The sequence below is a fragment of the Blastococcus sp. KM273128 genome (assembly GCF_021698975.1).
Taxonomy (GTDB): Bacteria; Actinomycetota; Actinomycetes; order Mycobacteriales; family Geodermatophilaceae; genus Blastococcus.
On the sequence record NZ_SSXA01000018.1, the window covers coordinates 1 to 12,270 of the forward strand.

At 75.6% G+C, this 12,270-nt stretch carries 14 protein-coding genes and 2 pseudogenes; 8 read left to right on the forward strand and 8 right to left on the reverse strand.

Annotated elements, in window-relative coordinates; all coding sequences use genetic code 11:
* Positions 1–1,377, reverse strand: a pseudogene (locus tag E9529_RS07600) (hypothetical protein); the annotation flags it as partial.
* A gap of 52 nt (positions 1,378–1,429) precedes the next feature.
* On the opposite strand from E9529_RS07600, the gene E9529_RS07605 reads away from it, so the two are divergent.
* The 3 genes from E9529_RS07605 (at position 1,430) to E9529_RS07615 (ending at position 3,937) form a co-directional block, all read left to right on the forward strand.
* On the forward strand, positions 1,430–1,942 hold the full coding sequence (locus E9529_RS07605) for a hypothetical protein (protein ID WP_236830541.1): 513 nt from the start codon (positions 1,430–1,432) through the stop codon (positions 1,940–1,942).
* 115 nt (positions 1,943–2,057) lie between these two features.
* Positions 2,058–2,285, forward strand: coding sequence for a hypothetical protein (locus E9529_RS07610; protein WP_091929393.1), 228 nt, complete (start codon positions 2,058–2,060; stop codon positions 2,283–2,285).
* Positions 2,282–3,937, forward strand: coding sequence for an AMP-binding protein (locus E9529_RS07615; protein WP_236830542.1), 1,656 nt, complete (start codon positions 2,282–2,284; stop codon positions 3,935–3,937). The genes E9529_RS07610 and E9529_RS07615 overlap by 4 nt, the downstream gene beginning before the upstream one ends.
* Here the strand turns inward: E9529_RS07615 and E9529_RS07620 are convergent.
* Positions 3,934–4,248, reverse strand: coding sequence for a hypothetical protein (locus E9529_RS07620; RefSeq protein WP_236830543.1), 315 nt, complete (start codon positions 4,246–4,248; stop codon positions 3,934–3,936). The genes E9529_RS07615 and E9529_RS07620 overlap by 4 nt on opposite strands.
* 43 nt (positions 4,249–4,291) lie before the next feature.
* Positions 4,292–5,059, reverse strand: coding sequence for an endonuclease/exonuclease/phosphatase family protein (locus E9529_RS07625; RefSeq protein ID WP_236830544.1), 768 nt, complete (start codon positions 5,057–5,059; stop codon positions 4,292–4,294).
* Between the two features lie 76 nt (positions 5,060–5,135).
* On the opposite strand from E9529_RS07625, the gene E9529_RS07630 reads away from it, so the two are divergent.
* A complete protein-coding gene (locus E9529_RS07630) occupies positions 5,136–5,702 on the forward strand; it encodes a nucleotidyltransferase family protein (RefSeq protein WP_236830545.1) in 567 nt (188 codons plus the stop codon).
* Positions 5,703–5,844: 142 nt separating this feature from the next.
* On the opposite strand, the gene E9529_RS07635 is transcribed toward E9529_RS07630, so the two are convergent.
* Positions 5,845–6,165 (reverse strand): DUF202 domain-containing protein, encoded by a 321-nt coding sequence (locus E9529_RS07635; protein ID WP_236830546.1) that lies wholly within the window; start codon positions 6,163–6,165, stop codon positions 5,845–5,847.
* Positions 6,162–6,503, reverse strand: coding sequence for a DUF202 domain-containing protein (locus E9529_RS07640; RefSeq protein ID WP_236830547.1), 342 nt, complete (start codon positions 6,501–6,503; stop codon positions 6,162–6,164). The genes E9529_RS07635 and E9529_RS07640 overlap by 4 nt, the downstream gene beginning before the upstream one ends.
* A 137-nt stretch (positions 6,504–6,640) precedes the next feature.
* Between E9529_RS07640 and E9529_RS07645 the strand changes: the two are divergent.
* A pseudogene (locus tag E9529_RS07645) lies at positions 6,641–6,823 on the forward strand (cold-shock protein); the annotation flags it as partial.
* Between the two features lie 216 nt (positions 6,824–7,039).
* Here E9529_RS07645 and E9529_RS07650 read toward each other — a convergent pair.
* Together E9529_RS07650 and E9529_RS07655 are read right to left on the reverse strand one after the other, a co-directional pair.
* On the reverse strand, positions 7,040–7,510 hold the full coding sequence (locus tag E9529_RS07650; protein ID WP_236830548.1) for a DUF2771 family protein: 471 nt from the start codon (positions 7,508–7,510) through the stop codon (positions 7,040–7,042).
* Positions 7,501–9,027: an MFS transporter gene (locus tag E9529_RS07655; protein ID WP_374201324.1), complete on the reverse strand. Its 1,527-nt coding sequence runs from the start codon at positions 9,025–9,027 to the stop codon at positions 7,501–7,503. Before E9529_RS07655 ends, E9529_RS07650 begins: the two co-directional genes overlap by 10 nt.
* A 65-nt stretch (positions 9,028–9,092) precedes the next feature.
* Between E9529_RS07655 and E9529_RS07660 the strand changes: the two genes are divergently transcribed.
* Positions 9,093–9,893, forward strand: a complete 801-nt coding sequence (locus E9529_RS07660) for a DUF3027 domain-containing protein (RefSeq protein ID WP_236830550.1) — start codon at positions 9,093–9,095, stop codon at positions 9,891–9,893.
* Between the two features lie 6 nt (positions 9,894–9,899).
* Here the strand turns inward: E9529_RS07660 and E9529_RS07665 are convergent, their stop codons facing one another.
* Positions 9,900–10,127, reverse strand: a complete 228-nt coding sequence (locus tag E9529_RS07665) for a DUF2530 domain-containing protein (RefSeq protein ID WP_236830551.1) — start codon at positions 10,125–10,127, stop codon at positions 9,900–9,902.
* Between the two features lie 105 nt (positions 10,128–10,232).
* On the opposite strand from E9529_RS07665, the gene E9529_RS07670 reads away from it, so the two are divergent.
* The gene (locus tag E9529_RS07670; RefSeq protein WP_236830552.1) at positions 10,233–11,792 is read left to right on the forward strand and encodes an NCS2 family permease; all 1,560 of its coding nucleotides are present in this window, start codon (positions 10,233–10,235) and stop codon (positions 11,790–11,792) included.
* Between the two features lie 26 nt (positions 11,793–11,818).
* Entirely contained in the window at positions 11,819–12,253 is a 435-nt protein-coding gene (locus E9529_RS07675) for a MarR family winged helix-turn-helix transcriptional regulator (protein ID WP_236830553.1), read from the forward strand.
* Positions 12,254–12,270 lie beyond the last annotated feature (17 nt).

Genomic DNA, 12,270 nt, shown 5'->3' on the forward strand with positions numbered 1-12,270 from the left:
GTGGTCGACCGGCTCGGGCAGCAGCCCGCGCACGCCGTCGGCGGCGCCGTCCTCCCCGGCGGTGAGCAGGCCGCGGCCACCGGCGGAGAGCACCCCGCCCACGACCACCCCCAGCCGCGCCGCCTCGGCCAGCACGTCGGGCACCGGCGCCAGCCGGTCGGCGCGGCGCGGGGTGCGCCAGCGCAGCAGCGCGGTCAGCTCGTCGACCGCCAGCCCGGACCCGGGCGGCTGCTCGGTGAGCACCGCCAGCGCCGACCGGCGGATCGCCGGTGCGGTGTGCCGCACCAGGTCGGGGGAGAGCGGGTTGGCGGCCTTGCCGGCCACGTCGCGCACGCCCACCAGGGAGGGCAGCCGGACCGCCCCCAGCCACCCGGCCGCCAGGACCGCCCAGCGGTCGGCGAGGTCCTGCTCCCGCCACACGTCGTAGGCGCGGGTGGGCAGCCACTCGTCGCGGTGCGGGCCGCCGACGTCGAGCAGCCCGGCGGCGTGCGCGAGCTCCAGCAGCCAGGCGGCGTCCGGCTCGGCCACCTTGAGGGCCTTCGCCAGCCGCTTCTGGTCGCGGACCCCCACCCCGCCGCTGCGCAGCAGACCGGCCGGCTCCTCCTCCAGCAGCGTCAGCAGCTCGCCGACCCGGCCGACCTGCTCCAGCGCCGCACCGGCGGCCTGCCGGTCCACCACCTGCGGGTCGCGGGTCACGACGGCGGGCTCCGGGCGCCGCCGCGGCGGGCCGTAGGGGCGGTCGCCGCGCAGCAGCAGCCCCAGCTCGCGGGGCAGCTCCACGTTCAGCGCGTCGATGCGGGCCAGCAGGCCCCGCTGCAGCAGCCGCCGCGCCGGCGTGGCGCCCCCGTCGGGCGCCTCGGGGAGGTGGCCGACCGGGCGGTCGCCGGCCAGCCGCTCCAGGACGGCGCGCTCCTCGGGGTCCAGCCCGGCCACGGCGGCGGGGAGGTCCGCGGGCAGCTGCAGCCGCAGGTCGACCGCCCGGCGGCCGAGCCCCGCGGGGTGCCGGACGGCGCGGCGCACCGGGTCGGGGGCGTGCAGCACGTCGTCGCCCCACAGCAGCGCCCGCGTGGTCAGCGCCTCGACCGCGGCCTCGACCACCTCGTCGGGCACCTCCGGCAGCGCGGCCACCAGCGCATCCGGCGGCAGCCCGTCGGTCGGGGCCAGCAGGACGACGTCGAGCACCTGCAGCGTGGCGGCGTCGAGCTCGTCGAGGGCGCGGTCGACCGACACCGGGACGGCCAGCCGGCTGGCCAGCGCGACGACGTCGGAGGGGGCGGGGCGGGCGGCGTCGGGCCGGGCCACCAGCAACGCGCGCAGCTGCTCGTCGCTGCGGGTGCGCAACCAGGCGGCGAGCGTCGCAGGGGCTTCCGTGGACATCCGGTCCACGCTACGTCGCCGCCCCGGCCGACGCTCCTGCCAGCATGTGCGCATGCACCCGGCGAGTGACGACCCCGCTACCCGGACCGCCCTGGCCGCCCTCCAGGTGGGGGCGCTGCGCTGGCTGGGCGGCGGCGCCATCGCCGTCGTCCTCGGGGTCCTGCTCGGCGTCGCCACCGTGTCGATGGCCGGCGAGGAGGGCCGGCGGGTGCCCGGTGCGGGGCTCGTCGTCCTCGTGCTCGTGCTGGGCGGGCTGGCCGCCGTCGTCGTCGGCGCCGGGGCGCTGCTGCGCACCAACCGCTGGCGCCGGGCGCTGGCCACCACTACCTGGCGCCCCGGGCGGCTCTACGTCGCCGGGGCCGCGGTGCTCGCCTTCGAGCCCGACGGTGGGGACGACGTCGTGCACCTGCGGCTGCTGAGCACCGCGATCTGGCGCACCCGCGCCGTGCAGGCCCTCGACGGCGCCGCCGTGATCGCCGCACCGGTCGCACCCGGGCAGTGGGTGTTCACCGCGGAGGGAGCGGGCACCCTGTACGGGGCCCGGGCCGCCACCCGCGGACGCTGACCGCGACACCACCGCCACCACGGGGGGCGGTGGCGCGCGGCCGGCGGGGCGGTCAGGGGAAGATGTCTGCAAAAGTGCACCGCGCGGTGCACCCGCACGGCAACACGGAGGCGTCATGGCGAAGCGCAACGAGAAGCACGCCCACCTGGTGGAACCCACCTGGGGCGAGTCCGACGGCGGCGGCCCGCCGATCACCGAGCTCTCCGCCTCGGTCGCCGGTGGCCTGTCGCCCTTCGGCGAGGACCACGGCTTCCCGCTGCCGGCCGACCGGCTCCGCTACGCCCACCCGACGGACAAGCCCAACCGGGCCGGCGTCCAGACCGCAGAGGGCCGGCGGCGGTGACCGCGCCCGCGCTGCCGTCCTACAGCAGCGGGACCTCGCCGGTCCCCCTGCTGGGCGACACGATCGGGGCGAACCTGGATCGGACGGCAGCGCGGGTGGGCGACCACGAGGCGCTCGTCGAGTGCGCCTCGGGTCGCCGCTGGACCTACCCGCAGCTGGTCGACGACGTCGACGCCTGCGCCCTCGGCCTGGACGCCCTCGGCGTCGGCAAGGGCGACCGGGTCGGCATCTGGGCGCCCAACTGCGCGGAGTGGGTCTTCGTCCAGTACGCGACGGCGAAGCTGGGCGCGATCCTGGTCAACATCAACCCGGCCTACCGCACCCACGAGCTGGCCTACGTCCTCCGGCAGGCCGGCATCTCCGTGCTGGTGAGCGCGCCGGAGTTCAGGACCAGCGACTACCGCGCGATGGTCGCCGAGGTCCGCGGGGACTGCCCGGCGCTGCGCGAGGTCGTCTTCCTGGGCTCCCCGGAGTGGGAGCGGCTGATGGGCGACGGCCGCGCCGGCGACCGGGGCCGGCTGGCCGAGCGGGCCGCCGAGCTCTCGGCCGACGACCCGATCAACATCCAGTACACCTCGGGGACGACGGGCTTCCCCAAGGGCGCCACGCTCACCCACCACAACCTGCTCAACAACGGGTTCTTCGTGGGCGAGGGCTGCGGCTACACCGAGGCCGACCGCATCTGCATCCCGGTGCCCTACTACCACTGCTTCGGCATGGGCATGGGCAACCTGGCGGCCACCAGCCACGGCGCGACGATGGTCATCCCCGCGCCCGGCTTCGACCCCGCGCTGACGCTGCGCGCCGTCCAGGACGAGCGGTGCACCTCCCTGTACGGCGTCCCGACGATGTTCATCGCCGAGCTCGCGCTGCCCGACTTCGCGAGCTACGACCTCTCCTCCCTCCGCACCGGCATCATGGCCGGCTCCCCGTGCCCGGTGGAGGTGATGAAGCGGGTGGTCGCCGAGATGGGCATGACCGAGGTGACCATCTGCTACGGCATGACCGAGACCTCCCCGGTCTCCACCCAGACCGGCGCCGACGACGACCTCGACCGGCGCACCTCCACCGTCGGCCGGGTGCACCCGCACCTGGAGGTGAAGGTCGTGGACCCGGCCACCGGGCTCACCGTGCCGCGCGGCACGCCGGGGGAGTTCTGCACCCGCGGCTACTCGGTGATGCTCGGCTACTGGGAGGAGCCGGAGAAGACCGCCGAGGTGATCGACCGCGCCCGGTGGATGCACACCGGCGACCTCGCGGTCATGGACGAGGCCGGCTACCTGAACATCGTCGGCCGGATCAAGGACATGGTCATCCGGGGCGGGGAGAACGTGTACCCGCGGGAGATCGAGGAGTTCCTCTACACCCACCCCGACGTCGTCGACGCCCAGGTCATCGGGGTCCCCGACGAGCGCTACGGCGAGGAGCTCATGGCCTGGGTGCGGCTGCGCGAGGGCGCCGAGCCGCTCACGGCGGAGGCGCTGCGGGAGTTCTGCGCCGGGCGGCTCGCGCACTTCAAGGTGCCGCGGTACGTGAAGGTCGTCGACGAGTTCCCGATGACGGTCACCGGCAAGGTGCGCAAGGTGGAGATGCGCCAGGTCGCCGTCGCCGAGCTCGGGTTGGAGTCCGCCGCCGCGGTGCGGAACGCCTAGACGCCGGCGGTGCGGCCGGGCGCCAGCCTGACGACCAGCTTGGACAGCAGCGAGCCCGCGACCACCCAGATCAGCGCGGCGAGCGCGGCGTTGACCGCCTCGGCGACCTCCGGGTCCGCCGGGGTGAACAGGTCGCGGGTGAACCAGCCGAAGGTCTCGCGCCAGTCGGCGGCGAACTGCACGAGGACGTTGCCCGGGTTGGCCCCGAACAGCACGAAGACGGCGTGGACGACGATCACCGCGGCGATCACGGCGAACACCGTGCGCACGATCGAGGCGACCAGCGTCAGGACGCGACCGGTTGCGGGCATGCGGTCATGATCCACTGCACGGTGTGCCACCGCGACCCCCCGCTCAGGTGGCCGCCACCCGGACGACGAGCGCCCGGTGGTCGGACAGGGGCAACCGCACCGCCTCGGCCGGGCCGTCCGCCCGCAGGCCGCCGCGCACCAGGACGTGGTCCAGCTGCCGCGTCGGCCGCGGCGCCGGGAAGGTGGGCGCCTCCGCGATCGGCGTGAGGCCGCTGTGCCGGGCGGCGGCCCGCGGCTGCATGTTCAGGTCGCCCATGAGCACCAGCGGCTCCGCGGTGCCCTCGAGGGACCGCACCAGGGTGCGCAGCTGGTGGCCGTTCCACCGGGGGATGAACGACAGGTGGGTGTTGCACACGGTGAACCGCCCGTGCGGACCGTCGACGACGGCGGCGACGGCGACCCGCGGCTCGTCACGCGCCAGGAACGGGCGCCGGGACTGCGGCGACCACAGCGGCACGCTCACCGCCAGCGGCGCCATCCGCACCACCCGCCAGGAGACCACCGGGTGGCGGGAGAGCAGCGAGACGCCGTAGCTGGCCGAGCCGGGCTGCTCGTCGCCGGTGGCCGCCATCCAGGTGCCGCCGGGGGTCCCGGAGAGCGCGGAGACGAACTGCGAGTCGACCGCCCCCATCGCCTCGGCGGCGACGGCGGTGAGGTCGGCACCCAGCGAGCGCGGCTGGTCGCGGTCGACCTCCTGCAGGCCGAGCACGTCGGCGTCCAGGCTCTTCACCGCCGCGGCCAGCCGGTCGACGTCCACCCGGCCGTCGTCGAGCGAGCGTCCGTGCAGGATGTTGAAGGTCGCGATGCGCACCCGGTCCCTGTGCCCCGCAGCACGGGGGGTCTACCCCTCCCGTGTGCCGACGGCGCGGGCGGGTAGCAGGCGCTGGGTGCAGACGTCCCCCCGCGAGCAGGTGCGCGACCTGCTCAAGCGCACCGCCGTCGCGCTGAAGCAGGCCGACGTGCCGTTCGCGCTCTGCGGCGGCTACGCCGCGTGGGTGCGCGGCGCCCCCGAGCCCGACCACGACGCCGACTTCCTGGTGCCGGCGGGCGAGGCGGAACGGGCGGCCAAGGCGCTGGCCGACGCCGGGCTGCAGGTCGTGGACCCCGCGGAGGACTGGCTGCTCAAGGTGGAGCGGGACGACGTCTTCGTCGACGTCATCTGGCGCACCTGCGGGCGGCCCGTGGAGACCGACCTCGTCGACCGGGCCGAGGTGCTGCCGGTCCTGTCGGTGCAGATGCCGGTGATGGCGCCGACCGACATCGTCGTCTCCAAGCTCATGGCGCTGGACGAGCACTACTGCGACTTCGCGCGGCTGCTGCCGGTGGCCCGGGCGCTGCGCGAGCAGGTCGGCTGGGAGCGGGTGGCCGAGGAGGTGGCGGAGAACGACTTCGCCGTCGTCTTCCTGCACCTGCTGGACCGGCTCGGCATCGTGCCGGGCGTCAGCCGGGGATGAGTTCGGCGACCGCCGCGGCGAGCGCGGTCCACGCGGGTCGAGCCCCTCCGCCGACCGTCGAGCCGCGCCGTGGTGCGGCTCATCGGTCGGTGGACCGGCTCGACGTCACCTTCGGGCGCACGAGCCGCCCCCGAGGACGTCCTCAGCCGGGGATGAGGACGGCGACCGCCGCGGCGAGCGCGGTGAGGACGACGGTCGCGGTGGCCGCCCGCGCGGCGGCCCGGCTGGCCACGGCCTCGTCGGCGGCGACCCGGCGCTGCACCCGGCTGTAGCGGGCCGGCGCGAGCCCGCCGAGCACGGCCAGGCCGAGCAGCGCGGCGAGCCCCGCGACGACGAGCATCAGGGGCGCCTCCGTGTGCACGGCGCGGTGCCCGACCAGCCCGGCCACGGCCAGCAGCCCCAGGCCGGTGCGCTGCCAGGCGAGCGCCGTGCGCTCGGGCTGGGTCTCCATGGGAGCGCTCACCCGCGCAGCACCTCCACGCCCACGAGGACGCCGACGACGACCACCACCGCGGCCACGGCCGCGACCGCGGCCGGGACGAGGCGGCTGGCCGGCAGCGCGCGCCCGGCCTCGATCGCCGTCTCGTTGGCCCGCCACCGGCGGTAGCCGGCCAGCGCGATGCCCAGCCCGATGAGGACCAGCGCCAGCGCGACCGCGGCGCTGCCCCAGCGCACCCCGAGGTCGGGGGCGTAGGTGGCGACGGCCACCCCGCCGGCGACCAGCGCCAGGCCGGTCCGCAGCCAGGCGAGCAGGGTGCGCTCGTTGGCGAGGGTGAAGCGGTAGTCGGGGTGGTCGGGCACCGGCCCAGCGTAGGGACCCGCCGGGAATCGGCAGGTCGGCGCGGCGCTGCGGCGGCTAACCTGTGCAGCAGCGGCGTCCCGCCGCGTCGACCGTCCGGCCAGCGCGCCGCGCCACAGCGAGGAACTGGGGATCCACCGTGCCCACCGGCAGAGTGAAGTGGTTCAACGCGGAGAAGGGCTTCGGCTTCCTGTCCCGCGAGGACGGTCCCGACGTCTTCGTGCACAAGGACGCGCTCCCGGCCGGCACCGACCTCAAGCCCGGCCAGCGGGTGGAGTTCGGCATCGTCGCCGGCCGCCGCGGCGACCAGGCGCTGCAGGTGCGGCTCCTCGACCCGCTGCCGTCGGTGGCGGCGACCGTCGCCGCGGCCTCGCGGAAGAAGCCCGACGAGCTCGTCCCGATCGTCGAGGACCTGATCAAGCTGCTCGACGACGTCTCCGAGGGGCTGCGGCACGGCCGCTACCCCGACCGGGGCCACGCCCGGAAGGTGGCCGCCGTGCTGCGCGCCGTCGCCACCGACCTGGAGGGGTGAGCGGGCTCAGCCGCCCAGGTCGCCGCCGGCGCGCAGGAACCCGACCGGCCAGGCCGCGGTGAACTCGCCGCAGTCGCCGCCGGCGTCCTCCACGACCACGAGGTAGAAGGCCGGTGGGACGACGTCGGAGGAGTTGATCTCCTCGTAGGTCTCGGTGCCCGCGGGGACGTCGACCTCGCCGATCAGCTCCTCCAGCGACTCGTCGAACACCTGCACCTGCCACCCGCGCTCGGCGATCGCCTCGGGCACGGTCAGCGCGATCGCGGTGTCCGGGGAGACCTCGACGACCGGGGGGCGGGTGCTGTAGCGCTGCCCCTCGCCGTCCAGGCAGTACTGGGTCGGTGCGGCGGTGACGTCCTGGCTGCCGGCCTGCACCCGGACGTCCTGCGGGGTGGCGGGCTCGCCGGCGCAGGCGGTCAGCGTGCCGGCGGTGCAGAGGGCGAGCAGCAGCGCGGCGCGGGGCGTTCTCACGACCATGACGGTCCCACCGGCGTCGTCGGCGCGTCCGGGGCCCCCGCCGTCCCCGGCGCGGGACGGCTGCGGTAGAGGCTCCACAGGATCAGCGCCACCGCCAGCACGAGCAGCGCCGCGGCGACGGTGAACCCGATCCAGCCGGTCGGCGGGAGCACGATGCCCAGCGCGCCGCCGGCGACCCAGGCCAGCTGCAGCACCGTCTCGGAGCGGGCGAACGCCGAGGCGCGCAGGCTCTCGGGCACCTCACGCTGGATGATCGCGTCGAGCGACACCTTGCCCAGGGCGTTGGCGACGGCCGAGACACCGGCGACCAGCACCGCCATGCCGAAGCCGTAGAACACCGCGGCCAGCACCGTCACCACCGCGGCGGCGGACGCGGCGTGCAGCACCAGGCGGTCGGGGGCCGCGGAGTGCATCCGCGACCCGACCGCCGTCCCCGTGAAGCTGCCCAGCCCCGCCGCGACGGCCAGCGCGCCCAGGGCGAGGGTCGCCGACCAGCCGTCGGCGAACGTCGCCTGCACCAGGAAGGCGGCGAAGATCGTGAGGAAACCGCCCAGGCCGCGCAGCGCCGCGTTGGCCCGCAGCGCCAGCACCACGTGCGGGGAGACCCGCCTGCGGCGGCCGGGCAGCGGGATCTCGGCGGTGGTCAGCACGTCGGCCGGCTCCTCGCCGGTGGGGACGTCGACGTGCCGGGGGAGCCGGACGGCGAGCACCGCCCCGGCCACGAAGACAGCCGCCGTCGCCCACAGCTCCCAGTCGAAACCGAGCACCGCTGCCGCCCCCGCGCCCAGCGCCCCGGCGACGCCGGCCGTGGCCAGGCCGAACACCGACAGCCGGGCGTTCGCCGAGGTCAGCGACATCGGCCCGGGCAGCACCCGGGGGACCACCGCTGCCCGCAGCACGTTGTGCGCCTTGGACAGGACCAGCACGCCCAGCGCCGCCGGGTAGAGCCACAGGTCGTCGAAGTGCCGGGCCATGACGAGGGCCAGCGCCGCCCGCCCGCCGAGCGAGGCCGCCAGCGCCCACCGGCGGCCGCGCTGCAGCCGGTCCAGCGCCGGGCCGATGACCGGGGCCAGCAGCGCGAACGGGGCCATGGTCACCAGCAGGTACAGGGCGACGTTGCCGCGCTGCGCGTCGGTGGTGGCGGCGAAGAACAGCGTCCCGGCGAGGGAGACGGCGATCATCGCGTCGCCGGCCATGTGCAGGGCGTTGACCCACAGCAGCTGGGTCAGCCCGCTCTCCCCGGCGCCGTCGGCCCGGCTGGCGCTGCGCACCCGGCGCGCGGCCGCGACGGTCAGCTCGCGGCTGCGGGCGGCGGCGACCCGGGTGACGGTGACCTTCGGCGGCGGCGGGGACCCGGCTCCCGGCTGCGGCGCGGTGCCGGGCGCCGGCAGCGGCCGGGTCTGCGGCCGGGGGACGCCCAGCGGCGTCGTCTCCACCGCCGGCGCCGGCTCGTGCCCGCCCGTCCGCGGCCAGCGGCGAGCACCGGCGGGGCGGTCGGAGGGGCGCACGCCGCCCATGGTGCCGCACCGGCGCGGTGGTGCGGTCGGAGACGCCGGGCCGGCCGTCCGCCACAATGGGGGGCGTGCCCGACTCCTTCTCACCCGCCCGGACCGCCCCGTCCCCGGCCGAGCCGCTGACCGCCGCGGTCGAGCCGGCCCGGGCGGCCGCCGTCGAGACGGCCGGCGCCGCCGACCTGGTGGGCGAGCACCTGGGCGCCACGGCGGAGGCGGTGGGCCCCGCGGAGCTCGGCGAGGTGCTCACCCACACCTTCGCCAGCCAGCTGCCCGGGTACGTGGGCTGGCACTGGGCGGTCACGATCGCCCGGGTGCCCGGTGACGAGCGGATCACCGTGGACGAGGTCGTCCTGCTCCCCGGCGAGCAGGCGCTGCTCGCCCCGGCGTGGGTGCCGTGGCACGAGCGGCTGCGCCCGGGCGACCTCTCGGTGGGCGACGTCCTCCCGGCCACCGAGGACGACCCCCGCCTGGCGCCGGCCTACACGGTCGACGACGACTCCGCCGACGACCCCGAGGGGCGCGTCGTCGCCCGCGAGATCGGCCTGGGCCGGGAGCGGGTCATGTCCCGGGAGGGCCGGGCCGAGGCCGTGGCCCGCTGGTCGGCGGGGGAGTACGGCCCCACCTCGTCGATGGCCCGCCAGGCCCCGGGTCCCTGCGCGACCTGCGGCTTCTGGCTCCCGCTGGCCGGCTCGCTCCGCGGCATGGTCGGCGCCTGCGGCAACGCCTACGCGCCCGGGGACGGCCGGGTCGTCGCCGCCGACTACGGCTGTGGTGCGCACAGCCAGGCGACGCTCCTCGTCGTCCAGGACACCGAGGTGGTCACCTCGGCGCGCTACGACACCTCGGAGTACGACGTCCTGGCCGACTGACCGCGCTCAGCCGCGGTCGCGGGGGCCCAGCTGCCCCTGCAGCTTCATGACGCCGAGGCCCAGCACCGCCAGCCCGATGGCGGCCAGGCAGGTCCAGGTCCACATCCGGTCCACCCGGTCGCCGAGCAGCAGCAGCACCACCAGGGCCACCGCCCACACCCCGATGCCGGCGATCACCACGCGCGCGGTGTCGACCTGCAACGGCGGCGGGGCCTGCTTCGCGGGACGGGGCACGACGGCACCTTAGATCCTGTCCCGGCCACGGGTCGACGGCGCCGCCCCGCGCGTGTGGCACGCTGGCGCCGCTCGATGGCCGCCCGCACCGCCCGGAGAACCCGCATGTCGCAGAAGTCCCGTCCCTCCGGTGGCGCCGCCGCCTCGGCCGCCGACGGCAGCACCCCCGCGGACGTCTCCGCGGGCCGGCCGCCGACCACGCCGCGCCGCAGCGAGGGGCCGCGGGTCCGCCCGAAGAACGGGCTGGACCGGTACTTCGAGATCAGCGCCCGCCGCTCGACGGTCAGCCGCGAGGTGCGGGGTGGCATCACCACCTTCTTCACGATGGCCTACATCGTGGTGCTCAACCCGATCATCCTGACCAGCATCGCCGGCCCCGACGGCACGCCGGGCGCCGACGTCGAGGGCACCGTCCTGCCCTTCGGCTCGATCGCCGCCGTCACCGCGCTGCTCGCCGGCGCGCTCACGGTGCTGATGGGCGTCGTCGGGCGCTACCCGTTCGCGCTCGCCACCGGCCTGGGCATCAACGCGATCGTCGCCGTCTTCGCGGCCACGCAGCTCACCTGGCCCGAGATCATGGGCCTGGTCGTGCTCGAGGGCCTGCTGATCACCGTGCTGGTGCTCACCGGCTTCCGCAAGGCCGTCTTCGAGGCCATCCCGGCGCAGCTCAAGACCGCGATCGCCGTCGGCATCGGCTTCTTCCTGGCGATCATCGGGCTCGCCGACGCCGGCATCATCCGCCCCGGCAACCCGCTGATCAGCTTCGGCGTGGGCGGTCAGCTCGCCGGCTGGCCGATGCTCGTCTTCGTCGTCGGCCTGTTGCTCATGAGCCTGCTGGTGGTCCGCCGGGTCAAGGGCGCGCTGCTCATCGGCATCGTGACGACGACGGTGCTCGCGATCGTCGTCGAGGCGATCGCCGGCGTCGGCCCGCGCTTCGGCGAGGACGGCGAGAACCCCCGCGGGTGGTGGCTGCAGGTACCGGCGCTGCCGGACGACGTCGTCGGCACCCCCGACTTCTCGCTGCTGGGCAACTTCTCGCTGTTCGGCGGGTTCGAGCGCATCGGCGTCGTCGCCGCCCTGCTGATCGTCTTCTCGATCATGATCGCCGACTTCTTCGACACCGTCGGCACGGTGACCGCCGTCGGCGCCGAGGGCGACCTGCTCGACGAGAACCGCAACCTCCCGAAGTCGCAGCCGGTCCTGCTCGTCGACTCGCTGGCCGCCGCCGCGGGTGGCGCGGGCAGCGTCTCGTCGAACACCACCTACATCGAGAGCACGGCCGGGGTCGCCGACGGCGCCCGCACCGGGCTGGCCAGCGTCGTCACCGGCGTGCTGTTCCTCGGCGCGGTCTTCTTCACGCCGCTGGTGGCGGTCGTGCCCGCCGAGGCCGCGGCCCCCGCGCTGGTGATCGTCGGCGCGCTGATGATCAGCCAGATCAAGAACCTGACCTGGGACGACATGTCCCTGGTCATCCCCGCGTTCCTGACGATCGCGCTGATGCCGTTCACCTACTCGATCACCAACGGCATCGGGGCCGGCGTCGTCAGCTTCGTGCTCCTGCGGGTGGCCGTCGGGAAGCGCCGGGAGATCCACCCGCTCATGTGGGTGGTGGCCCTGATGTTCCTCGTCTACTTCGCCCTCGAGCCGCTGCAGCAGCTGTTCTGAGCAGGCGCTGAGTTAGGCTAACGACCGTGAGCCGGACGACGCTGGACACCGCCGCGCTCGCCCACGAGCTGCGGCTGGCGGTCATGCGCTTCTCCCGGCGGCTGCGCAACCAGCGGGTGGACACGTCGGTGACGCTCACCCACCTCGCGGCGCTGTCGACGCTCAAGCGGCATGGCCCGATGAGCCCCGGGGAGCTGGCCGCCCACGAGCGGGTGCAGCCGCCGTCGATGACCCGCGTCGTCGTCGCCCTGGAGAACGCGGGGCTGGTCACCCGCACCCCGCACCCCACCGACGGCCGGCAGGTGATCATCGAGCTGACCCCGGCCGCCGAGGAGATGCTGTCGGCGGAGGCGCAGGCCCGCGAGGCGTGGCTGGCCTCCCGGCTGCAGGAGCTCACCGCCGAGGAGCGGGCGGTGCTGCGCGAGGCGGCCGAGATCATGGACAAGCTCGCCGGTGGGTGACCTGCACGAGCACTGAC

Bases quoted from the DNA above. Each gene is read 5' to 3' on its own strand.
- E9529_RS07650 (WP_236830548.1), bottom strand. From the start codon at position 7,510: ATGGTCGTGAGAACGCCCCGCGCCGCGCTGCTGCTCGCCCTCTGCACC.
- E9529_RS07620 (WP_236830543.1), bottom strand. From the start codon at position 4,248: ATGCCCGCAACCGGTCGCGTCCTGACGCTGGTCGCCTCGATCGTGCGC.
- E9529_RS07670 (WP_236830552.1), top strand. From the start codon at position 10,233: ATGTCGCAGAAGTCCCGTCCCTCCGGTGGCGCCGCCGCCTCGGCCGCC.
- E9529_RS07610 (WP_091929393.1), top strand. From the start codon at position 2,058: ATGGCGAAGCGCAACGAGAAGCACGCCCACCTGGTGGAACCCACCTGG.
- E9529_RS07655 (WP_374201324.1), bottom strand. From the start codon at position 9,027: ATGGGCGGCGTGCGCCCCTCCGACCGCCCCGCCGGTGCTCGCCGCTGG.
- E9529_RS07605 (WP_236830541.1), top strand. From the start codon at position 1,430: ATGCACCCGGCGAGTGACGACCCCGCTACCCGGACCGCCCTGGCCGCC.